Genomic DNA, 21360 nt, shown 5'->3' on the forward strand with positions numbered 1-21360 from the left:
CCGCTCGGCCACGGAACGGACGAGTTCGAGCCCGTCTGCCGAACGCAGTGACTCCAGCAGCCGGAGTAAGTCATGCTGGGACAGGGCCACCCTGCACCTCCTGGTTGAACTGGCCGTTTACCAGGGAGAGTTGCATGGTGGCCCACCTGTCGGGCAGGGAGCGAAATCCAGGTGACCGCACGCCCCGGCGTACGCCCCAACGTTGATCGCCTACACCACGTCGCGGGACGCCATCACGAACGATCCCGCGGGAACCCATCCGGTGGATCCGGGCCGAGCAAAAACACGACACCACGAGCTCCGTCTCAGCAGCACGAACCCGCTCTGCATACCGGACGCCGAAGCCGTGGCAACCGAATCCCCGGCATCGACGCCTCCCCGTGTCGCGCCACCGTGATCGAGTCGAGTGGCACCCCGCCGGTGGACGACCCAGACTAGAAGTGATGGTTCCGTGGGTACTCAAGGAGCTTGCATGCCGGAGAGGTCTGCCGAGTCCCTGACGACCGTGCCGGATGAATCTGGAGCCGCCGAGCACAGGACGCACGCCCCGTCGAAAGACAAAAGCCCGTCGCCCGACACGGAAAGGAACCTCGCCGAGGTACTCGCCGGCGTCGTGGGCGTCGACCAGGTTTCGGTCGACGCCAACTTCTTCGACGACCTCGGCGCCAATTCATTGGTGATGGCACAATTCTGCGCACGCGTCAGGAAACGAGCGGATCTGCCGTCAGTGTCGATAAAAGACGTCTACCATCACCGGACGATCCGCAGCCTGGCGACGGCAGTCACCGACGCCGGAACCGGCATCACTGCCACACCCTCCCCCGCCGGCTCGCCGGACCGAGCACCCTCGGAGTCCGTGACTCCGGGCAGCACGCTGCAGTACACCCTCTGCGGAGTGCTGCAGTTCCTGCTTTTCCTGGGRTACTCYTTCCTCRTCGCAATCCTCACCGAACGCGGCTATCTATGGATATCCGCCGGCTCGAAYGTGACGGACATTTACCTACRATCGGTCGTCTTCGGCGGCGYCGGCTTCRTCGGCATGTGCACCTTCCCGGTCGCRGCCAAATGGATCCTCATCGGCCGGTGGAAAGAASGCGATTTCCCGGTCTGGGGTCTGACCTATCTCCGCTTCTGGACCGTCAAGGTACTGCTCCACGCCAACCCGATGGTCTTCTTCGTCGGAAACCCCCTGTATGTGCTCTACCTMCGGGCACTCGGCGCACRCATCGGCCCGGGTGTCACGATCCTCTCGCGCACCGTTCCGGTCTGCACCGACCTGCTCACGATCGGCGCCGGCACGGTGATCCGCAAGGAGTCGTACTTCCTGTGCTACCGGGCGCACGCCGGCCGCATTCAGACGGGTCCGGTCACCCTGGGCCGAAATGTGTTCATCGGCGAGAAGACCGTGCTCGACATYGCCACGTCGATGGGTGACGGGGCGCAGCTCGGTCATRCGTCATCACTGCACAGCGGCCAAGCGGTCCCCGGCGACCAGCGGTGGCACGGATCTCCGGCGCAGCGCACAGAGCTCGACTACGTGCGGATCCCGCCCGCCAAGTGCGGCACTTTGCGCCGGGTCGGCTTCGGCCTCGCCACAGTGGGTCAGCTGTTCTTCCTCACCGTGCCGTTGGCCGTCGGGGGCCTGTACATGCTGCTGGCGGAAGTACCGGCACTGAACGACCGGCTGGCCCCGGGTGTGACAGGGCTCGTGTCGGCGGAGCTCTATGTCGATGCRCTGMTCGTGTCCTGCGTTCTGTTCTTCAGCTTCGTCGTCGTGGGCATCGTCGCTCTGTTCACCGTGCCGCGCCTGCTGAATCTGCTCGTCGAGCCGGACAAGGTGTATCCGCTGTACGGCTTTCACTACTCAATGCACCGGACGATCGCGCGCATCACCAACGTCAAGTTCTTCACATGGCTCTTCGGCGACAGCTCCTACATCGTCCACTACCTGCGCGGCCTTGGATACGACCTGTCACAGGTGGAGCAGACCGGGTCCAACTTCGGCACGGAAGTACAGCACGAGACCCCGTATCTGTGCTCTGTCGGCAGCGGTACGATGATCGCTGACGGCCTGTCGATCGTCAATGCCGACTTTTCGAGTACGTCTTTCCGGGTGTCCCGTGCGTCGATCGGACGGCACAACTTCCTCGGGAACAACATCGCGTATCCGTCCGGGGCGAAGACGGGCGACAACTGTCTCCTCGCGACGAAGGTGATGGTTCCACTCGATGGCGAGGTACGTGAGGGGGTGGGTCTGCTCGGCTCGCCGTGCTTCGAGATTCCCCGTTCGGTGGAGCGCGACTTGCGGTTCGATCACATGCGGACCGGGGCCGAGCTGCACCGCAACCTTGCTGCCAAGAACCGCTTCAACATCCGGTCGATGGTCCTCTTCCTGCTCGTACGGTGGCTTTTCTTCTTCGCCGTCACTGTGCTTGCCCTCATGAATGCCGAACTGTATGACTCCCTCGGTCACGGAGCAATCGCGGCGTTCCTGGTGCTCAGCCTGGCATTCACCCCCCTCTATTTCGTACTGGTGGAGCGTGCCATCGTGGCTTTCCGCGGGCTGCAACCGCAGTTGTGCTCCATCTATGACCCGTATTTCTGGTGGCACGAGCGTCTGTGGAAGGTTCCTGACGAGTACCTCGACATCTTCAACGGCACCCCCTTCAAGAACGTGATCTGGCGGCTCCTGGGTGTCCGGATCGGCAGCAGGGTCTTCGATGACGGCTGCTATCTGACGGAGCGGATGCTCACCACCATCGGGAACGACTGCACCCTCAACGCGGGGAGCAAGATCCAATGTCACTCGCAGGAGGACGGCACCTTCAAGTCCGACCGCAGCACGCTAGGGGACGGATGCACCCTCGGTGTCGGCTCCCACGTCCACTACGGAGTGACGATGGGTGACGGCTCAGTACTCGTACCCGACTCCTTCCTCATGAAGGGCGAGGAAGTCCCGCGGCACGCGCGGTGGGGTGGGAACCCGGCCACGGAGCTGAGCGGCGCCCCCGGTCAGCCCCCGGYACCGGCGCGGCAGGGATAGCACAGGACCGTCTTGATCAAGTCGGCTCGACCGGCCGGGCGGTCCGGCCCGGCGGTCCGCCGACAGCGACGAAGACAGAGGAGCCGGCCTGGTCGGCGGCGACAGACATGGTGGCCACGGCAAGTGGAGAGGGACTGATCGATGGCAACGCGAGTGGCGGACCGGGAGTTCTGGCGCGGTGTGCTCGTCACCGGCGGATCCACCACGATCCCTCGGTGGACGCTCCGGCCGGTGACGGGTGTCGACGAGCACGAGGCCACGATTTCGGACGACGTCATGAACGCCTTGCGCCGGCTGGCGGAGGATCTCACGATGCCTCTCGGCTCCGTGATGCTGGCCGCGCACGCCAAGGTACTCGCCGCGCTGTCAGGCGAGCACGAGGTCACAACCGGCTACGTGGTGGAGGAGGGCGGCCGACCGTTGCCCTGCCGGCTGACGACCGCGCCGACATCATGGCGGGCGCTGCTGGTCGACACCCATCGCGTCGCGTCGGAACTGCTGGCGCACAAGGACTTTCCGGTCGACGAACTCAGACGCGAGCTGAACCTCGCCGGACCGTCGATCGAGACCGTCCTCGATCCGAATCCGGCGCTCGGTCCCTGTCCGACGGAGGTTGTCGGCGATCTCCCCAAAGACACCGTGCTGTGGATGGCGTTCTCGGAGCGCAGGGGCCGGCCCACACTGCGACTGCGGTACCGGACCGACGTACTCGACGCGGACCACACCGCCAGGATCGCCGGTTACCACCTCACCACGCTCGCGCTCATCGCAGCGGATCCGGATGCCGAGCACGCGCGGCAGAGCCTGCTCTCCGACGAGGAGCTCCGGTTCCAGCTCGAAGGGCTGTCCGGACCGCGCCGTACCCTGCCGGACGCCCGGATGCACGAGCTGTTCGAACAGCGGGTGAGGCTGCACCCGAAGGCCGTCGCCGCCGTGCACGGCGACCGGGAGTGGACCTACCAGGAGCTCAACGCACGTGCCAACCAGCTGGGACGAGCCCTGTTGGCGCGGGGGCTGAGACGCGAAGGTGTCGTCGCGGTGGTGACCGAGAGGAACCTGGACTGGATGGCCTCCGTCCTCGCGGTCTTCAAGGCCGGAGGCGTGTACCTGCCCGTCGATCCACGCTTCCCGGCCGATCGCATCGCGGCCATGCTCTCCCGCGCCGAATGCGGGCTCGTGCTCACCGAACCCACGAGCACCGACTCGCTCGACCAGGCCCTGGACTCGCTGCCAGGAGTCCAGAAGCTCTTCACCGGCACGGCGTACGACGAGGGCGGTCGTGACGACGACCTGGGCATCGCCGTCGCGCCGGACCAGCTCGCCTACATCTACTTCACCTCCGGCTCCACCGGAGAGCCCAAGGGCGCGATGTGCGAGCACGCGGGCATGCTCAACCACCTCTACGCCAAGATCGAGGACCTGGAGCTCGAGGTCGACGAGGGACAGGTGGTCGCCCAGACCGCCCCGCAGTGCTTCGACATCTCGCTGTGGCAACTGTTGTCCGCCCTCCTGGTGGGTGGGCGGACCCTGCTGGTCGAGCAGGAGGTGATCCTGGACGTCCAGCGGTTCGTCGACAGGATCGCCCGCGGCCGGGTCGCCGTGCTCCAGGTCGTGCCGTCGTACCTCGAAGTCGTCCTGACGTATCTGGAGCAGCACCCGCGCGAGCTGCCCGACCTGCGGTACGTGTCCGTCACCGGTGAGGCGTTGAAGAAGGAGCTCACGCAGCGCTGGTTCGCGGCCAAGCCCGGCATCAAGCTGGTCAACGCCTACGGCTTGACCGAGACCTGCGACGACACCAACCACGAGGTCCTGGACCGGGTGCCGGACCGCGAACGGGTCCCGCTCGGTCCCCCCGTCAGCAATGTGCACGTCTACGTCGTCGACGAACAGCTGTCACCGGTACCGCTCGGCGCTCCCGGCGAGATCGTCTTCTCCGGCGTCTGTGTCGGCCGTGGATACGTCAACGACCCCGACCGCACCAAGCAGGCTTTCATGCCCGATCCGCACCGCGAGGGAGCCCGGCTCTATCGCAGTGGCGACCACGGCCGCTGGCTGCCCGAGGGCAAGCTGGAGTTCCTCGGACGTCGTGACACCCAGGTCAAGATCCGCGGCTTCAGGATCGAGATCGGCGAGATCGAGAACACCCTGCTGCAGGTACCCGGCGTCCGCGACGGTGCGGTGGTGGTCGCCGAGCCACCCGACCGGGGCAAGCACCTGGTGGCCTTCTACTCCGGCCCGACGTCGCTCCCCGTCGAGGACCTGCGGGGCCGGCTGGGTGAGTCGCTGCCGGAGTACATGGTGCCGTCGGCCTTCCACTGGCGGGAAAGACTGCCGCTGACCGCCAACGGCAAGACCGACAAGAGGGCACTGGCAGCACTCGTGGAAGAACCGGACGTCGTCGAGGACGGCGAAGGAGGCTCCCACCTGCCGGGGACGCCGACCGAGCAGCGGTTGGCGGCCGCTTGGGCGAAGGTGCTCGGCATCCCGCAGGCTCAGATCGATCGACGGACCCATTTCTTCGACCGAGGCGGCACATCGCTGTCAGCCGTACAGCTGGTGATCACTCTGGACCGTACGGTGTCACTCAAGGACGTGACCCGGCATCCGGTCCTCGCCGATCTGGCCGCGCTGGTCGACGGCAGGTCCGATCGGCGTTCCGGGCTGCTTCAGTCGCTGTGCGAACCGGACGGTGCGCCGACTGGTGCCCTGGTGTGCTTCCCCTACGCCGGCGGCAACGCGGTGAACTTCCAGCCGATGGCCAAGGCCCTGCTGGGCAGTGGGATCGCGGTCTACGCCGTTGAGCTGCCCGGTCACGACGTGGCCGCCGAGAGCGAGCCTTTCGCGTCGATGGCAGACGTGGTTGCTCAGGTCGTCGCCGAGATCACCGAATGCGGCCCGCGCGAAGTCCTGTTGTGGGGGCACTCGTCTGGCGCGGCTTTCGCCGTGGAGACGGCCAGACAGCTGGACGAGCACGGGGTGGATGTCCAACGGGTCTTCATCGGCGCGCAGTTGCTCGGCAATGCCGCTGACCGGCGCGACGCAGTCACCGAGCTGACCGGGCTGAGCGACGCCGAGATCGCCGCGAAGCTGAGTGCGGACAGCGGCTACGCCGAGCTCCATGAGCTGGACGCGCAGCGCGCCGAGCACATCGGTGCGGCCTACCGGCACGACTGCGTGTCCGCACACCGCTACTTCGCAGATCTCCTCGACACTCCCCCAGCGGTGAAGCTGTCCGTGCCGGTCACCGTGGTCGTCGCCGCCGACGACCCGATCACGGCTGATCATCCGCGACGCCACCGCGACTGGGAGCTCCTCGCGGTCCACATCGACCTGCAGGAACTCGCCGAGGGCGGCCACTACTTCCTGCGCAGCCGTCCGTCCGAGGCAGCGCAGGCCGTGCTGCGCACCGTCGAACTACTGCCTGCTTCCTGAGCGGCACACACAGCTGCACACTGAAAGGAAATCAGGATGTCCTCCATATCCCCGGCGTCGCTGCTCGACGAGGTCGAACTCCAACCCGGCCGGCCTCCGATACTGCGGGCCGAGATCACCAGCGACGCGACGCGCTGGGCAGCCGAGCACCGAGAGGCGCTACGCGCCGTCGTCGCCGAGCACGGCTGCGTCCTGGTCCGCGGCCTCGGGCTGCGTGATGTGGCCGGGGCCAGTGCCGTCTTCCAGCGGCTGAGCACCAGACTGATGGCCGAGAGAGAGGCATTCGCACCCCGGCGGACCTATGTCGACGGCGTGTACTCCTCGGCGCAGTGGCCGCCGAACCAGCCGATGTGCATGCACCATGAACAGAGTTACACGCTCGAGTTCCCCGGCCTGATGCTGTTCGCCTGCCTCACCGCGCCCCAGCAGGGCGGGGCGACCGGAGTGGCCGACGCGGCGACCGTGCTCGAGGAACTGCCCACCGCGTTGACCGAGCGGTTCGAGCGGGAGGGCTGGCTGCTCACCCGCAGCTACAACGACGAGATCGGGTCCTCCCTCATCGAGGCGTTCGGCACCGACGAGCGGAGTGCTGTCGAGAGTTACTGCCGCGACAACGCCATCGAGTTCGAATGGCAGCCCGACGGGACCCTGCGCACCAGACAGCGCCGCAGCGCCGTGATGCGCCATCCGGTCACCGGGCGGCGCTGCTGGTTCAACCAGGTCGCGTTCCTCAACGAGTGGACGTTGGCCCCCGAGGTCCGCGAGTACCTCGTGGAGGTCTACGGCGCCGACGGGCTGCCGTTCAACACCCGTTTCGGAAGCGGCGACCCGATCGGCGAGGACGTGGTGCAACTGCTCAACAAGGTCTACGAGACCCACACCGCACGCGAGCCGTGGCAGGCCGGCGACCTGATGATCGTCGACAACCTGCGCACCGCGCACAGCCGGGAGCCCTTCGAGGGACCGCGCGACGTGCTCGTCGCGATGGCCGACCCGGTGCGAATGTCCGACTGCTCGCCGACCTTCGAGGTGACCGCCCGATGACCAGCGTCCCCACCGCCGTGACGGCGTCCGCACCAGGCGAACCGCACACCGTGCGGCCCTTCGCGGTGATCTCCGGTGCCCAGGTCCAGCAGGTGCTGGAGGGGCGCGAGAAGCAGATCGTCGAGTTGGCCGAGGTCACCTACCGGCTGCACGGTGCCGGTGACTCGGTGAACCCGCCGTCGTACTTCCTGCGGTTCCCCGACCGTCCGACCTCCCGGATCATCGCGCTGCCGGCCTCGATCGGCGGACACGTACGGGTGGACGGCGTGAAGTGGATCTCCAGTTTCCCGGAGAACGTACAGGCCGGCATCCCGAGGGCGTCCGCCGTGCTGATCCTCAACGACCAGGACACCGGCTACCCGTTCGCCTGCCTGGAGAGTTCCATCATCAGCGCCACCAGGACGGCCGCGTCCGCGGTGCTGGCCGCGGATCGGCTCAGCCGGGACCGGCCACGGCCCACGCGCGTCGGGTTCTTCGGGACGGGCCTGATCGCCCGCTACATCCACACGTTCCTGGTCGGCAACGGCTGGTCGTTCGACGAGACAGGCATACACGACCTGTCCGCCGACAGCGCGGCAGGGTTCCGCCGCTACCTCGAGCAGYCGGACACCACAGGCCGGATCACGGTGCACCACAGCGCCGAGGAGCTGATCCGTGGCAGCGACCTGGTGGTCTTCGCCACCGTCGCCAGTGAGCCGCACGTCAGCGACCCCTCGTGGTTCTCGCACAATCCTGTGGTCCTGCATGTGTCGCTGCGCGACCTGGCGCCGGAGATCGTTCTCGCCTCGACCAACATCGTGGATGACGTCGAGCACTGCTTGAAGGCCGGCACCTCGCCGCATCTGGCCGAGCAGCTCACGGGCAACCGGGACTTCCTGCAGGGCACGTTGGACGACGTGATGGCCGGGCGGGTGACAGTGCCGACGGGCCGGCCGGTGGTGTTCTCACCCTTCGGCCTCGGGGTGCTCGACCTCGCGGTCGGCAAGTACGTCTACGACGAACTGGTCCGCTCCGGAGAGCTGCACGTCATCGACGACTTCTTCCACGAACTGCGCCGTTACGGATAGCCGTCCGGGAGCGCCCTGCCGCAGATGAGGAGGAGGCCGTCGTGCCCGTCATATCCGCTCCCCATGCCTTCAACGAGTCCCAGCTCTATGTCGACCTTGAGCCCCTCTTCGGGCGCCCCCTGCTCCTGAAGTGCGAGGGCTTCAACTTCGCCGGCTCGATCAAGCTGAAGGCCGCGACCGAGATGGTGGAGACCGCCGAACGAGACGGGGACCTCACACCGGAGTCGATCCTGGTCGAGTCCTCGTCCGGCAACCTCGGCGTAGCGCTGAGCATGATCGCGGCGAGCAAGGGCTACCGGTTCCTGTGCGTGACGGACTCCCGCTGCAACCTGTCGACCAGACTTCTGATGGAGGCATTGGGCAGCCGGGTGCACACCATCGCCAGCTTGGACGCCAAAAGCAGTTTTCTGAGCGCGCGGCTCGACTACGTCCGTGCGCTGTGCGATTCCGATGACCGGTATGTGTGGCTCAGTCAGTACACCAATCCGGGCAACTGGAAGGCGCACTACCGCAAGACGGCGCCGGAGATCGCCCAGCGCTTCCCGCACCTGGACGTACTGTTCGTCGGCGCCGGCACCACCGGAACTCTGATGGGCTGCGCACGCTATTTCCGCCAGTGGCACCGGCCGGTACGGATCGTCGCGGTGGACAGCGTCGGTTCGGTGACCTTCGGTGGTGCGCCGGGCCGCCGCATGATTCCCGGGCTCGGCATGAGCGTGCCTCCGCCACTGCTCGACGAGTCCTACGTGGACGAGGTGATACGCGTCGAGGAGACGGACACCATCCGTGCGTGCCATCGCCTGGCCAAACGCGGGTTCCTCTTCGGCGGCTCCACCGGCACGGTCGTCAGCGGCGCGATGCGTTGGCTGGACGACCATGACACGCGTGACCTCACCGCGGTGGCCATCGCCCCGGATCTCGGCGAGCGCTATCTCGACACCATTTACCAGTCCAACTGGCTGCACGATCTTTACGGCGAGGACATGCTCGACGCCGAGGAAACGGCAGCCGGTCCCTGGGCGGCCGACCCCGTGCCCACACTCCAGGGGAGCCGCCCACCACATCCGCCCGCAAAGCGGCGCCGGCGGCGGTGACGAACACCGTCAGCACCAGGACCGGGAAGCGTGCGTTCTGCCCATCCGGGAGACACGGCAGCCGCACGGCTCCATGTCACCTGGGCCGAGCGGCGCCGCCGGCGGCGGGCTCGGATCCTCCGGCAGGCACGGGGTACTCCAGTGCGGTGTTTTGTGAGGTGCCGGTGGGTTTGTCGGTGGTCGCCTTCGCAAGCAACACCGCCCGGCGTCGGCTCCCGCTGCATCCCGAAGCGATCGTGGGGGACTTGAACTTGTTCCTCCGCGGGTGGATGGCGTACTTCCGTTACGGTCACTCCTGCGCCGCTCGCCGATCCGGCCTCAGATCCTCCAGGAACGCAGCGCCTCGGCCACCGCATAGACGCTCAGACGGGTGTCCCGCACTTTCCGGACGAGATCGGACAGGGCGCCATAAGGCGGATCAATCCCCTCACTGCACTGATCCATGTACTGGGCGGCGACAAAAGCCGCAAAGAGGCTGTTGCGGTGCGGCAGTGGCTCGAGGCGCACAATCGTGTGCAGGAGCGCGGCCGCACGCCACGCCGCATCCGGATCCGACGCCTCAAGCGTCGGCATCCGGGTCTTGTGCCGCGCGACGGCCGCCACCAGCCCGGAGTAGTCGGCCACCGTCACGTCTTCGTGCCCGAGGGCGGCCTCCTGGACGTCGAGGAGCCAGGAGACATCAACGTGCAGATCCATCAGGCGGCCGCGGCCCCACCAGCACGCCGGGACGGCGGGATCTCCTCGGGGAACGCCTCGTCGAACTCGTCTCGCAGCTTGTCGGCCCAGCCGGCGGCGCCGGCGACGAACCGCTTGCGGTGCATCTCGCGCACGCCGAGATCGTGGAGGTACGCCTTCAGGCTCTTGCCCTCTGCGGCGGCGGCCGCGCGGACGCCCTCCATCTCCTCGTCTGAGAAGGACACATTCAGTGATGGCATAACGCCGATGGTACCTAGTTGGTGCCACGCCGGCCAGACCTCATATGGATCACCTCAAGGGCCCCCGGGAACTCAGGAATCACGGGAGCGGCGCCGTCGCCGTTCCGGAACAGTCCGGGCAGTCGTGCCCGGAGGGCATCCGGACGCGGGTCCGGCCGTCACCGGCGGCGGGCGTCGTCCAGGGCGTCGGGCGGAACATGGTGCCGGTCTGTGCGCCGTGCCGGGCCCGGGTGAGGCCTCGTCGGCGGCCGGCGGCCGGTGCCATCCCCCACGGCTACGGTCCGGGCCATGACCGATGACCAGGTGCGGGCTGCACAGACTCTCGCCGCCTGGGCGCGGATCGAGACGTGGTTGACGGAGCATGCGCCCGCACCTTCCGACGGGTGCCCGCGACGGAGGGCGGGCTCCGCTCGCTGGAGCAGGATCCCGGCGTGACGGTCCCGGCCGATGTGCGCGCCTTCTACCTGGTGCGCAATGGCACCGGACCGGCCTCGGATGTCGACTGGCCCACATCCCGCGACGCCCCCGAGCCGACCGGGTACTTCCTGCCCGAGGGTGAAAGGGATCGGCCCCCTGGAGAACCTGGGAGCGTGGTGCGAGGGCCCGGTCGCGGCCGCGCGCCTGGACGGCGAGCCCGGGCAGCGGTACTTGCCGATCACCACCATCGACCCGGACGGCTTCTGCGGCAGCTTTGTCGACTGCACCCCGGCCAGGGGTACGGGCTGCTCGGCGACTACGCCGAGGCCGAACTTTTGACCCCGGGGCAGGCGGCGTTCGCCGCCTGCCTGACCGCGGTCGCCGACGCGCTGTGCCAGGGGCGGGGCTTCGGGGACGACAACGCGCCGCGCGTGATCGACGGGCGCCTCGACTGGCGGTAGGCGGGTTATTGGCCCGTGCGATGTCTCACTTCGCTGCCCAGTTCGACTCTTACTGCATGTCAGACGTCCTTGCTGGTCACAACCTTGATTCGTTGGCATCACGCGGGAATCGAGGGTGGCACCTGCTGAGAACGTGCAGCGCATCGACGTGAGACGCCGCACAGGTGGAGGAACTGGTTGATGAGCAGAGACAGCTCGTCATTACCGGCACCGGCCGCGACACTCGCACCGACCTCTACCAGGGCCGCCGCCACTACGTGTGGGACAACCGCGCCGACACGGCCACCCTGCGCGATGACCGCGGCCGCACGGTGGACACCGAGTCCTGGGGCCGCCACCGCGGCGGCCGCCGCTGACACCCACGGGCCGTGCCGGCGGCCAGGGCCCGGCCGCGGGCACACCCCGGCCCCACCACCACGGCACGCCGGGGATGGGCAGGTGAAAGGCCCGCTGCGACGGGGGAGGCGCAGCGGGCCCGTGCCAGTGTGGCACAAGGCGGGAGGGGACAGCTCGACGACCGCGTCACCGCCAAGGACGCCACCCCATAGACGCTCCCGTGCTCTGCCCGGGGCACCCAGGCCCCGGGCAGCACGGTCAGGCGCCGGCCCGCGGGCCGGCGAGCCGTTCTCGGCCCGCGCAGTGCGCGCGGACCGGGTTCAAAAACCGCCTGCGTGGCTGAGATGGTGGAGGCCTTCAACAGAACGCAGACGGGCCTGCAGCGTGGAGTCAGGCGCCAAGGTGGTGGTCGGCAGGAGCACCTGGGCCGCGGGACGCTCAGGGGCATAGAGGTCGTCATCGCCGTCATCGCCGGGGATCGGGTCGGGCTGGAGCTCGATCCGCTTCTCGGGGCTGTCGGCGAGGTGGTAGATGCCCCGGCAGGCGCTCTCACGCTCGGTGAAGACCAGGCCCAGGCGGTCACCGACGAGCCGGGCCAGCGCGCCGGCGGTGTGGATGCTGGTGCCGTACAGGTGGTGATCGGTCACGGGGAACAGACCCTGGCCCGGCGAACGACTGCGATTGCGGCTGAGGGTGGGGTCAGGCCGGGCGCATGGCGGGGCGGGGCAGGCGGGGCCGGTGTCGGCGGCCCGGTGCGAGCCACGGTTGTGGCTCTCTGGTGAGGGTCGGTTTCACCGTGTAGCGTCGCTGCCGATGTCGTGGTTCGCCGTCCCTGCCCGCGCTTTCGCGCGGGCGCTTTGCCGTGCAGTGCCGGACCAGGGCGATCACCTCCAGGACCGCGCGGTGCGGTTCCTGACAGCGACCGAGAGGCACCAGCATGGCCAGCGGAACCGTCAAGTGGTTCAACGCCGAAAAGGGCTTCGGCTTCATCGCCCAGGGCGGCGGCGGACCGGACGTCTTCGCGCACTACTCCAACATCAACGCCTCCGGCTTCCGCGAGCTGCGGGAAGGCCAGGCGGTCACCTTCGACATCACCCAGGGCCAGAAGGGCCCGCAGGCGGAGAACATCACCCCCGCCTGAGCCCGAACGTCACCAGGGCCCGGAGCACCTGCTCCGGGCCCCGGCCCGGGCTCGTCGAAGCGGCGCCGCCGCACGAGCGACCCGGCACGGACGGCGGCGAACCGTTTTCTGGCCTCCGCCGGAAGTCCCGGGGAGTTCACCCGCCGGTCCGGTCGGGTGCCAGCCGCTGCCGTGGACCGTATCCGGCCGCACTCGCCGACCGGGACGAGCAGAAAAAGACCCGCGCTCCTGACGGCTCGGAGCGAGCCGGCCGTACGCCCGCCCGGAGACGCGCGCCGCGGCGCCGTACCGCGCGGCACACCAGCCAGTGGCGCGGCTCGCATCGTTGGCCGGGTAATTCGCCGTGCTGTCCGGGCGAAGTTTCCAGCACCTGAGCTCGCCGACCCCCTGCGGGGGACCTGCGTCACCCCCCGCCTTTCTCCGCTTTGTGCAGTTCGAGATTTCTGTTCACGAACAGCTGCACATAGCCGCAGTTCCAGCAGATCAGCCCGGTCGCTGACTCGTTCGCCCAGCCGAAGTTCAGGAACTCCATGCCGGTGCTGTTGAGTTTCACCTCCCGGTCCCGAAACAGATCGCCTTGGCAGAAGCTGCACTTGATCCACACGCCCCCGACAGCCGCGTGTACAGGCTTGGCCACGCCCCCACCCCTTCCCAGAGCAACCGGAGTGGCGCAACCGTCTCGCACCCACCGCGCGATGATCAGCATAGTCAGGGCCCTCGAACCGGGCCGTGAGCGGGAGGGGCCGCGGACCGCTCCTGCTGCCGTGTCATCCCGGTGACCGCCGGGCGGTCGGCTTCGTCGAGGCCACCCGTCCGGCATGCAGCACGTCGATTCGCGGGCCAGTCCAGTTCGAAGGCTCCGCCGCCGGCGGCGCGCTACCCGGCGAAACGCTCGAAAGCAGCGCCTACCTCGCCCGGCTGCCGATGCGGCTGGATACCCACGCGCAACAGCGCCCGGCCGAGCACGTCGACGTCACCCGCTTCGTCGAGGAGCTCCAGCTGGAAGACGAGGACCCCACCGTCCTCGCCCTCCACCTGGAACAGCGCGGCCTGGTGCACATCGCCCGCGGCCTCGCCGGCACCCCGGACGTCCACCTCACCGACGAAGGAGTCGTCGCCGTACGGCAGCTCAAGGACAAGCAGAGGGACCGCGCCGCCCGGCCGCGCCACACGATGGACGCCTTCCTGCGATGGCTGTACGACACCTTCTCTGTCAAGTGCAGCGTGTTGAAGTGAAGGAGCCCGCCAGCTCAGTCGATGACTGGGCTTTGGCGTCTTATGGGGGCCTCAGGAACGGCGGCGTTGATGGCCGGGCACACAAGCCTATTACCGGGTGGTGATGTCGAGCCTATTACCGGGTGGTGGTGTCGAGTTCGGTGTACATCCCGGCGAGGTAGTGGCCGGGGAGGTTGCACACCAGCTCGTAGCGCCCGGGACGCAGCGTCAGCGTGGTTCATGCCATCGCGCCAGGGGCGATGCCGTCCCCCTCGCCCGCTCCGCAGCTGCGGGACGCTTCGCCCAGGCTGCCCGCCTCGTTGACCTTCCCGTCAGGGCCAGTGGGGCGCTCCCCGATGCCCTGACCCGACGGCAGCGGGAGCACCACTGCCTCGTGCGCCATGGCACCGGTGTTCAACACCCGCAGCGACACCACACCGGCGGAGACCGTGGCAGGACGGGCGACAAGACGCATCATGCGCAGGGCGTACCCGCCGGGAGTACCGCCCATCATGCCCCGCCCCATGTCACTCGCGGTCATGTCCACCACCTGGCCCGGCAGCGCCGGCGCGCTGCAGCGCGCTCCCTGGGCCCGCCATGCCGCAGGAGCGGCATGGCGGAAGGCGCCGGTGCCAGCCAGCACCATGGTGGTCGCGATGCCCAGCACCAGCGCGGCGACCGCCCCGGCGATGATCAACCTTGTGCCGCGCCGGCGGTCCGGGTTCACCGGTGCTCCCGCAGCAGCGCGAGCCGTCGTTTGTACTCGTCTTCGTCGATTTCCCCGCGGGCGAACCGCTCGGCAAGCAGGTCCTCGGCCCCCCTGCTTCCCCGTCCCGGCTCACCGGAAGAGGGAGGCCGTCCGGCCTGGCGGTCGTGATGGGCACCGCTGAAGTAGCGGACGAGCGCGACGATGCCGAAGATCACCAGCGCCCAGAACAGCACCATGAACGCGACCAAGAAGAACCAGCCTCCCCAGCCCCAGCCGCCGTCGTACCACATCATGACGATCACCTTCCGGGCGTTGCCGCTCCCGGTTTCCAGCGTGCGTCACCGGTGGCCTCGGTGCGTAGGGGCAATCTGGTGCCCCTCCAAGGGCCGAACGGCCCCGTCGCACCGTCGCGGCAACTTAGGGGTCCGGGTGCAGGTCGGGGCGGCGCTTACGACGTGGCCTCGATGCCGAGCTCGGCGAGCAGGCCGCGGATGCGCCGCTCGATCTCGTCCCGGGTCGGCCGGACGGCCTCGACGCCCTGGTCGGCGGGGTCGTCCAGCTTCCACTCCAGGTACCGCTTGCCGGGGAAGTACGGGTAGGCATCTCCGCAGCCCATGGTGATCACCACGTCCGAGGACCGCACCGCCTCGGTGGTGAGGACCTTCGGGATCTCCGCGGAGATGTCGATGCCGGCCTCGCTCATGGCCTCCACCACGGCCGGGTTCACGGCGTCGGCGGGAGCGGAGCCGGCCGAGCGGACCTGGACCTTGTCCCCGGCGAGGTGGGTGAGGAAGGCGGCGGCCATCTGGGACCGGCCGGCGTTGTGCACGCAGACGAACAGCACGGATGGGGTAGCGGGAGTACTCATCAGGACAGGGCGCTTTCTTCAGCGGGTCGGGCGGGGGTGGCGAGTTGCTGCTCGTTGTGCGGGACGACAACCTCGTCCCCGGTTATGGGCGTCGGGCGCCCGAAGGTGACGGAGACCAGGACCAGGACGACGCCGGCGCCGGCGAGTTGGGCAGCGAGGAACGGTGCCACGGACGCGGGGGCGATGCCGGCGAAGGTGTCGGTGAACGCCCGGCCGATGGTCACCGTCGGGTTGGCGAAGCTGGTGGAGGAGGTGAACCAGTAGGCGGCGCCGATGTAGGCAGCGACCGCAAGCGGCGCCAGGTGCGCCCGGCCCGCCCGGGCCAGCCCGAAGATCAGCCAGACCAGTCCCGCGGTGGCGACCAGTTCGCCCAGCCACAGGTGGCCGGCGGACCGGTCGTGCGTCGACCACTGCACCAGCGGCCGGGCGAACAGGGCGTCCGCGAGGACCGCGCCGCCGACGGCCCCGGCGATCTGGGCGGGCACGAAGGCGGCCACCTCCCGCAGGCTCGGGCCGTCGGCCGTGCGGCGGCCGGTGAACCAGGCGGCGAGCGTGACGACGGGATTGAAGTGTGCCCCGGAGACCGGCCCGAGCAGGGCGATGAGCACGCCCAGGCCGAAGACGGTGGCGAGGGAGTTGGCGAGCAGTTGCACGCCGACGTCGCGGGTCAGCTCGGTCGCCTGGATCCCGGAGCCGACCACCACGGCCACCAGTGCCGCGGTGCCGGCCGCTTCGGCCGTCGCGCGCCGCGCCAGCGGCACGGGGGCGCTCACGCGGAAGCCTTCGCGGGCACGGCAGGGGTCTGCAGCAGGGCGGACAGCTTCGCCAGGGCCTCGGGGAGCACCCAGTAGTACACCCAGGTGCCGCGCCGCTCGGAGCCGACCAGCCCGGCCTTGCGGAGCACCTTCAGGTGGTGGGAGATGGTCGGCTGGGAGACGTCGAACGGGCCGATCAGGTCGCACACGCACGCTTCCCCGCCCTCGTGGGAGGCGATCAGGGAGAGCAGCCGCAGCCGGACGGGGTCCGACAGCGCCTTGAACATCCGCGACAGCTCGACCGCGTCCACTTCACCCAGCGGCTCGCGAACCATCGGGGCGCAGCACACTCCCTCCTGGCCGACCAGCGGTAGATCAGCTTGTTTCGACATACCTCTATGTTGACAGTCATCTATTCAAAGTGGCAACCTCCGCTGTATCGACGGCCGTCGATGCAGGGTTTTGTCCCGGATGGGAGACCGCCATGTCCCGAGTCCAGCTCGCCCTGCGCGTCGCCGACCTGGAAAGCTCGATCGCCTTCTACTCCAAGCTGTTCGGCACCGAGCCCGCCAAGCGGCGCGAGGGCTACGCCAACTTCGCGATCACCTCGCCCTCGCTGAAGCTCGTCCTCATCGAGGGCGAGGAAGGAGAGGAGACCCGTCTGGACCACCTCGGTGTGGAGGTCGCCAGCACCGAGGAGGTCACCGCCGCCACGACCCGGCTGAAGGAAGCGGGCCTGGCCACGTTCGAGGAGAACGACACCTCCTGCTGCTACGCCCTGCAGGACAAGGTGTGGGTGACCGGCCCGGGCAAGGAGCCGTGGGAGGTGTACGTGGTCAAGGCCGACGCCGGCACCCTGGACAAGGCCGGCACCGCCCCGGACGCCTGCTGCGGGACCACCGCCTGCTGCACCCCCGAGGAGCAGGCCGTCGACCCGTCCCAGACCTCGGCCGAGGCGAAGGCCGCCGCCGGGTGCGCCTGCGCCAGCTGACCCGCTACCTGCCGGGCGGCGCCTGCGCCGACAGCACGCGCACGACGCATGGCGGTCGGCGAGTTGCTGGCGCAGATGGCTGTTCTCTGTCGTGGCCTGGTGCAGGGCCCCACCAGAGCCTCGATGTCCGCCTTGAGCTGGGCGATCTCCTCCGGGTCGGCAGCCCGGAGCTCCTTGAGCCGCCGAACGTGCTGGAGCAGACGCCGCTCGCTGTCCGGCGTCCCGCCCCGGGCACGGGCCTTGTCGTAGAACTCCGCCTTCAGGTCGGTGTGCCGCTGGGTGAGAGCGTTCCGCAAGATGCCGGCCTCGAGCACGAGGGCGACGATCGTCAGCGCTCCGTTCGACTGCTGCGGTGTGCCGCCCAGGATGCGGTCCATTGCGACACGGATCCGCTCGCGTTCATCCGGGGCTGGGCTCATGACGTCGGCTCCTGTAAGTGGATGCGGTCGTGTTCGTGCCGGTCCGCCAGCTGACGCAGGTGTCCGGCGCGTCGGGCGAGCGGGTCGGGCACCGCCTCGGAGGCGGCCTGCTTCTCCAGCGCCTGTGCGTATTGGCGGAGTTGGTCGGCGTGCTGGTCGGTGCGTGCGTTGTTCGCGCAGGACGGCTGGCAGCGGTCCAGCCGCGGGGCGTCGGCGACGTCCAGCCGGTGGCACAGCGCCCGATCCCGGTTGTAGACGCACATCAGGAAAGCGTGCGGGTTGTCGTAGACGGTCAGGGCGGGGTTGCCCAGGATGTTGCGGGCCTGGCGGTGGGTGGGATGGACCCGGAGAAGGTCGGGGTCTGCGCCGCGGCGTGGATCGCGCGCCGTGCGGCGGGGCCGGAGATTCCGACACCGTGGGTGAGGTCGTCGTGGAGGGTGGTGAGGGTGTCGGCGGTGGCTCGGGCGGTCTCGATGTCGAGCAGTTCGTGGATGCCGTCGCGGCCGCGGGGGTCTAAGAAGCGATTCCCAATCCGGGTGGCACGGCTGCGGCTCGAACCTGCGTCCGCGCGGTGCTCGTTCAGATGAACACGTGGTCGTCGGCGCATAGGAGAAGGGCCTCCTGAACATCTCGGTGATGTCGAGTCAACCGAGCACCAGGAGGCCCTCGTGTCCCACTCTGTCCTGCCCGTGTCCGCCCCGTCCAGCTCCGGCACCTCACCGTGTGACTGCCTCGCCCATCTGTACGGCAACGCCGCGGACAACCCGGATCGCGAACCGGGCTACGMCTCCGATCTGACGGACGCGGAGTGGGCCGTGCTCCGGCCCCTGCTCCCCGTCCCGGCCTGGCTCAACGGACGGGGCGGACGCCCGGAAAGCTACTGCCACCGTCAGGTGATCGATGCCGTGCGCTACCTGGTCGCCGAGGGGGTGCGCTGGGCAAGCCTGCCGCGCGACTTCCCGAAGTGGCGGGCCGTCTACCGCTTCTTCCGCCGCTGGCGCGACAACGACCTGATCAAGGAACTCTACGGACGGCTCCGTGCCCGCCTGCGCGAACTGGCCGGCAAGGACACCGAGCCGACGGCCGCGATCATCGACTCGCAGTCCGTGAAAGGCGACGCCACGGTGCCGGCCCGCTCACGCGGCTACGACGCCGGAAAGAAGACATCCGATGCGAAGAACATGTCAAGCAGCGAGGGCCAGGTGGGGTTCTCGCCTGCTCGGGAAGGCCACGGCCTCGTCGAACGTGACGCGGTGTGTCAGGCAGTGGTGAAGGCAGCCGATCATTCGGTTGAAGAGGTTTCTCTGGGCGGCTGTGTGGCGATCTCCGGCTTCACGTCGGCGGTCGTAGTGGGCTCGTGCTCCGTCCGAGTGAGCCATCGCGGAGAAGGCCCACATATAGCCGACGCTGGCCAACCGCTGGTTTTTGACCCTGCGAGCCACCACGGACACGCTCTTGCCGGACGCCCTGGTGACGGGAGCGGCGCCCGCGTATGCCTTCAGACCTCTGGCGTCGGCGAACCGGCTCCGGTCGTCCCCGATCTCGGCCAGGACGCGGGCTCCGCTGAGCGGCCCCAGTCCCGGAAAGCTAGTGATGATCTCCGCATCGGCATGCATCTCGAACGCCTGCACCGATGCTTCGGCGAGATCGTCGGCACTCACACACGCGGCCTCCAACTGCCGCAATAGCGCGAGCGTTTGCCGTCCCATCGCCTCCTCGACGAGGGGCAGATGCCGCATCTGCGGTATGCGGAGGGCAGCGTGGAGGCGCTCGACCTCCTTGTCGATGGTGTTCTTCCGCCCGGCCTTCTTCAACAAGGCCCGAAGCTGTGCCCGGGTGAGCTTCGCCGCCCGCTGAGGGGTGGGGGCCGCGGCCAGGAGCGTTCGGGCTATGGAGTGGTAGATCCCCTCGCGCCGGTGGCCGACAGCGGCCAGGAAGCCGGGGAAGTACTCGCGCAGGTGGGAGGTCAGCTTGTTGCCGGCCTGGGTGCGGTCCCAGACCGCGTCCTGCTGAGCACGGGCGAGCACGGCGACGGCCTGGGCCAGCTCGGAGTCGGCGGGCAGCTGACGGTGAGCTGCGGCATCGGTGCGGAGAATGTTCGCCAGCACCATGGCGTCCAGGTGGTCGGACTTCTTGCGGGAGACCGTGTGTCGATCTCGGTACCGGGCTCCGGCCATCGGGTTGATGGCGTATACGGGGCGGCCCGTCGTGCGCAAGCAGGCGACCAGAAGACCACGTGAGGTCTCGATGGCCACGGGAATGGGTTCCTGCGGGGTGTCGCCCTGTTCGGCGAGGATCCGCAGCAACTGGTCAAGACCCTCCGCGGTGTCATCAATGCGAGCGCGGGCCAGCAGCGAGCCCGTTTCGTCAACGACGGCTATGTCGTGATGGTCGCTGGCCCAGTCGATTCCGCAGAACGCCTTCACTCGCCTCACGCTTTCCTATCGGACCTGTGTTCTGGCTGGTCACAGCCGTGCAGGGCATGCGTCTCCCTAATGGAAGGGCTCGGTGGCCCGACATCCGATTAGTCGTTCATGACCCCAGCGACCTGCGGGGCCCTCGGTCTGGACAGGAGCTCGGTGGCTCCCGTGAACGTGGGAGGTGGTCCCCGCAGGGGGCTTGGACCACGATCATCATCGGGTCGATTGCTTGATCGCCCTCGCCGCCGATGGCGAGCGTCACCACGCGCCCGTCTTCTTTGAGAGCTCGTAGCCCGGATCAACGGAGGGCATCATGCTGACGCCGGCGATCGGCGGCGAGGGCGATGAGTCCACTGAGCCGGTCTGTACCTAGGGCTCGGATGGCCCTGGTCGCCAGTGGGCTTCAGCGGCCTCATCTGTCGCCCATTAGATCAACGGGCGCAAGCGGCACATCGCCACCGATACCCTCGGCCTGCTCCTGACCGTGATCGTGACCGCCGCCTCGGTCAGCGACCGCGACGCCGGCGCCGACCTGCTGCGGGCCCTGCGCGAGCGGCACCACGCACTCCGCCTGGTCTGGGCCGACGGCGGCTACACCGGCTGGCTCGTCACCTTCGCCGCCGGCGTCCTCGCCCTCGCGCTGACCATCGTCAAACGCCCCGACGACATCACCGGCTTCACCGTCCTGCCCCGCCGCTGGGTCGTGGAGCGGACGTTCGCCTGGCTGATCCGGGCCCGCCGCCTCGCCCGCGACTACGAAACGCGCACCGACAGTGCCGAGGCCATGACCTGGTGGGCGGCCACCATCCCCGCCACCCGCCGCCTCGCCCGCGGCGGTGCCCCCGCACCCCGCCGCCTCAAGCAGACCAACCCGGCCCCGGCCTGAACAACCCCGGCCCCGCCTCGACGAGCCACCCCCCCTCCACCAGCCCCTTCGCCCTAAACCCGGCCGCCCGCTCCCGCGCCTCCGCGGCCTGCCCGCCCCGCCCGTCCCGCCACCCCCCCGCCCGCCC

At 68.7% G+C, this 21360-nt stretch carries 22 protein-coding genes and 1 pseudogene; 12 read left to right on the forward strand and 11 right to left on the reverse strand.

Annotated elements, in window-relative coordinates; genetic code table 11:
- The first annotated feature begins 472 nt into the window (after window positions 1–472).
- From DIZ27_RS40500 to sbnA, 5 genes are all read left to right on the forward strand, one after another.
- Window positions 473–3043: a Pls/PosA family non-ribosomal peptide synthetase gene (locus DIZ27_RS40500; protein ID WP_109383337.1), complete on the forward strand. Its 2571-nt coding sequence runs from the start codon at window positions 473–475 to the stop codon at window positions 3041–3043.
- Between the two features lie 141 nt (window positions 3044–3184).
- Window positions 3185–6475: an amino acid adenylation domain-containing protein gene (locus tag DIZ27_RS40505; RefSeq protein ID WP_109383338.1), complete on the forward strand. Its 3291-nt coding sequence runs from the start codon at window positions 3185–3187 to the stop codon at window positions 6473–6475.
- A gap of 36 nt (window positions 6476–6511) precedes the next feature.
- The gene (locus DIZ27_RS40510) at window positions 6512–7519 is read left to right on the forward strand and encodes a TauD/TfdA family dioxygenase (protein ID WP_109383339.1); all 1008 of its coding nucleotides are present in this window, start codon (window positions 6512–6514) and stop codon (window positions 7517–7519) included.
- Entirely contained in the window at window positions 7516–8586 is a 1071-nt protein-coding gene (gene sbnB / locus DIZ27_RS40515) for a 2,3-diaminopropionate biosynthesis protein SbnB (RefSeq protein WP_109383340.1), read from the forward strand. The genes DIZ27_RS40510 and sbnB overlap by 4 nt, the downstream gene beginning before the upstream one ends.
- 41 nt (window positions 8587–8627) lie before the next feature.
- Window positions 8628–9680 (forward strand): 2,3-diaminopropionate biosynthesis protein SbnA, encoded by a 1053-nt coding sequence (gene sbnA, locus DIZ27_RS40520; RefSeq protein ID WP_109383341.1) that lies wholly within the window; start codon window positions 8628–8630, stop codon window positions 9678–9680.
- A gap of 318 nt (window positions 9681–9998) precedes the next feature.
- Here the strand turns inward: sbnA and DIZ27_RS40530 are convergent, their stop codons facing one another.
- Both DIZ27_RS40530 and DIZ27_RS40535 read right to left on the reverse strand, forming a co-directional pair.
- The gene (locus DIZ27_RS40530) at window positions 9999–10376 is read right to left on the reverse strand and encodes a toxin Doc (protein WP_109383342.1); all 378 of its coding nucleotides are present in this window, start codon (window positions 10374–10376) and stop codon (window positions 9999–10001) included.
- Entirely contained in the window at window positions 10376–10615 is a 240-nt protein-coding gene (locus tag DIZ27_RS40535; protein WP_181383940.1) for a hypothetical protein, read from the reverse strand. Before DIZ27_RS40535 ends, DIZ27_RS40530 begins: the two co-directional genes overlap by 1 nt.
- A 383-nt stretch (window positions 10616–10998) precedes the next feature.
- Here DIZ27_RS40535 and DIZ27_RS45360 point away from each other — a divergent pair, with 383 nt between their 5' ends.
- Window positions 10999–11493: an SMI1/KNR4 family protein gene (locus DIZ27_RS45360; protein ID WP_146229083.1), complete on the forward strand. Its 495-nt coding sequence runs from the start codon at window positions 10999–11001 to the stop codon at window positions 11491–11493.
- Window positions 11494–11657: 164 nt separating this feature from the next.
- Window positions 11658–11849: a hypothetical protein gene (locus DIZ27_RS40550; protein WP_109383346.1), complete on the forward strand. Its 192-nt coding sequence runs from the start codon at window positions 11658–11660 to the stop codon at window positions 11847–11849.
- Between the two features lie 300 nt (window positions 11850–12149).
- Here DIZ27_RS40550 and DIZ27_RS40555 read toward each other — a convergent pair whose 3' ends face one another.
- A complete protein-coding gene (locus tag DIZ27_RS40555) occupies window positions 12150–12476 on the reverse strand; it encodes a hypothetical protein (RefSeq protein WP_109383347.1) in 327 nt (108 codons plus the stop codon).
- A gap of 290 nt (window positions 12477–12766) precedes the next feature.
- Here DIZ27_RS40555 and DIZ27_RS40560 point away from each other — a divergent pair, with 290 nt between their 5' ends.
- Complete coding sequence (locus DIZ27_RS40560; RefSeq protein WP_109383348.1) at window positions 12767–12970, forward strand: cold-shock protein; 204 nt, start codon at window positions 12767–12769, stop codon at window positions 12968–12970.
- 403 nt (window positions 12971–13373) lie between these two features.
- On the opposite strand, the gene DIZ27_RS40565 is transcribed toward DIZ27_RS40560, so the two are convergent.
- Window positions 13374–13607 carry a hypothetical protein gene (locus DIZ27_RS40565; protein WP_109383349.1) on the reverse strand — a complete coding sequence of 78 codons (234 nt, stop codon included), beginning with the start codon at window positions 13605–13607 and terminating at the stop codon, window positions 13374–13376.
- 92 nt (window positions 13608–13699) lie between these two features.
- Here DIZ27_RS40565 and DIZ27_RS40570 point away from each other — a divergent pair, with 92 nt between their 5' ends.
- Complete coding sequence (locus DIZ27_RS40570; protein WP_109383350.1) at window positions 13700–14206, forward strand: hypothetical protein; 507 nt, start codon at window positions 13700–13702, stop codon at window positions 14204–14206.
- A 217-nt stretch (window positions 14207–14423) separates the two neighbouring features.
- Here the strand turns inward: DIZ27_RS40570 and DIZ27_RS40575 are convergent, their stop codons facing one another.
- From DIZ27_RS40575 to DIZ27_RS40595, 5 genes are all read right to left on the reverse strand, one after another.
- Window positions 14424–14912, reverse strand: a complete 489-nt coding sequence (locus DIZ27_RS40575) for a hypothetical protein (protein ID WP_258308806.1) — start codon at window positions 14910–14912, stop codon at window positions 14424–14426.
- A complete protein-coding gene (locus DIZ27_RS40580; protein WP_109383356.1) occupies window positions 14909–15187 on the reverse strand; it encodes an SHOCT domain-containing protein in 279 nt (92 codons plus the stop codon). The genes DIZ27_RS40575 and DIZ27_RS40580 overlap by 4 nt, the downstream gene beginning before the upstream one ends.
- A 155-nt stretch (window positions 15188–15342) precedes the next feature.
- Window positions 15343–15762 carry an arsenate reductase ArsC gene (locus DIZ27_RS40585; protein WP_109383351.1) on the reverse strand — a complete coding sequence of 140 codons (420 nt, stop codon included), beginning with the start codon at window positions 15760–15762 and terminating at the stop codon, window positions 15343–15345.
- The gene (locus DIZ27_RS40590) at window positions 15762–16535 is read right to left on the reverse strand and encodes an aquaporin (RefSeq protein ID WP_181383941.1); all 774 of its coding nucleotides are present in this window, start codon (window positions 16533–16535) and stop codon (window positions 15762–15764) included. Before DIZ27_RS40590 ends, DIZ27_RS40585 begins: the two co-directional genes overlap by 1 nt.
- Window positions 16532–16909: a helix-turn-helix transcriptional regulator gene (locus tag DIZ27_RS40595; RefSeq protein ID WP_109383352.1), complete on the reverse strand. Its 378-nt coding sequence runs from the start codon at window positions 16907–16909 to the stop codon at window positions 16532–16534. Before DIZ27_RS40595 ends, DIZ27_RS40590 begins: the two co-directional genes overlap by 4 nt.
- 92 nt (window positions 16910–17001) lie before the next feature.
- Here DIZ27_RS40595 and DIZ27_RS40600 point away from each other — a divergent pair, with 92 nt between their 5' ends.
- Entirely contained in the window at window positions 17002–17508 is a 507-nt protein-coding gene (locus tag DIZ27_RS40600; RefSeq protein ID WP_109383353.1) for an ArsI/CadI family heavy metal resistance metalloenzyme, read from the forward strand.
- 415 nt (window positions 17509–17923) lie between these two features.
- Here DIZ27_RS40600 and DIZ27_RS40610 read toward each other — a convergent pair whose 3' ends face one another.
- Window positions 17924–18190 (reverse strand): hypothetical protein, encoded by a 267-nt coding sequence (locus DIZ27_RS40610; protein WP_219933718.1) that lies wholly within the window; start codon window positions 18188–18190, stop codon window positions 17924–17926.
- A gap of 426 nt (window positions 18191–18616) precedes the next feature.
- Here DIZ27_RS40610 and DIZ27_RS46285 point away from each other — a divergent pair.
- Window positions 18617–18940 (forward strand): annotated as a pseudogene (locus DIZ27_RS46285) (transposase); the annotation flags it as partial.
- A gap of 171 nt (window positions 18941–19111) precedes the next feature.
- Here the strand turns inward: DIZ27_RS46285 and DIZ27_RS40620 are convergent.
- Complete coding sequence (locus DIZ27_RS40620) at window positions 19112–20353, reverse strand: IS110 family transposase (RefSeq protein ID WP_109383354.1); 1242 nt, start codon at window positions 20351–20353, stop codon at window positions 19112–19114.
- 424 nt (window positions 20354–20777) lie between these two features.
- On the opposite strand from DIZ27_RS40620, the gene DIZ27_RS40625 reads away from it, so the two are divergent.
- Window positions 20778–21233, forward strand: a complete 456-nt coding sequence (locus DIZ27_RS40625; RefSeq protein WP_109383355.1) for a transposase — start codon at window positions 20778–20780, stop codon at window positions 21231–21233.
- The last annotated feature ends 127 nt before the right edge of the window (window positions 21234–21360 follow it).

Origin of the sequence: Streptomyces sp. NWU339 (genome assembly GCF_003143855.1) — a bacterium.
Lineage (GTDB): Bacteria > Actinomycetota > Actinomycetes > Streptomycetales > Streptomycetaceae > Streptomyces.

What these genes read in the sequence shown, in the direction of transcription:
- DIZ27_RS40580 (WP_109383356.1), bottom strand. Translation starts at nt 15,187, where the DNA reads ATGATGTGGTACGACGGCGGCTGGGGCTGGGGAGGCTGGTTCTTCTTG.
- DIZ27_RS40595 (WP_109383352.1), bottom strand. Translation starts at nt 16,909, where the DNA reads ATGTCGAAACAAGCTGATCTACCGCTGGTCGGCCAGGAGGGAGTGTGC.
- DIZ27_RS40510 (WP_109383339.1), top strand. Translation starts at nt 6,512, where the DNA reads ATGTCCTCCATATCCCCGGCGTCGCTGCTCGACGAGGTCGAACTCCAA.
- DIZ27_RS40600 (WP_109383353.1), top strand. Translation starts at nt 17,002, where the DNA reads ATGTCCCGAGTCCAGCTCGCCCTGCGCGTCGCCGACCTGGAAAGCTCG.
- DIZ27_RS40560 (WP_109383348.1), top strand. Translation starts at nt 12,767, where the DNA reads ATGGCCAGCGGAACCGTCAAGTGGTTCAACGCCGAAAAGGGCTTCGGC.
- DIZ27_RS40585 (WP_109383351.1), bottom strand. Translation starts at nt 15,762, where the DNA reads ATGAGTACTCCCGCTACCCCATCCGTGCTGTTCGTCTGCGTGCACAAC.
- DIZ27_RS40535 (WP_181383940.1), bottom strand. Translation starts at nt 10,615, where the DNA reads ATGCCATCACTGAATGTGTCCTTCTCAGACGAGGAGATGGAGGGCGTC.
- DIZ27_RS40610 (WP_219933718.1), bottom strand. Translation starts at nt 18,190, where the DNA reads ATGTGCGTCTACAACCGGGATCGGGCGCTGTGCCACCGGCTGGACGTC.
- DIZ27_RS40530 (WP_109383342.1), bottom strand. Translation starts at nt 10,376, where the DNA reads ATGGATCTGCACGTTGATGTCTCCTGGCTCCTCGACGTCCAGGAGGCC.
- DIZ27_RS40505 (WP_109383338.1), top strand. Translation starts at nt 3,185, where the DNA reads ATGGCAACGCGAGTGGCGGACCGGGAGTTCTGGCGCGGTGTGCTCGTC.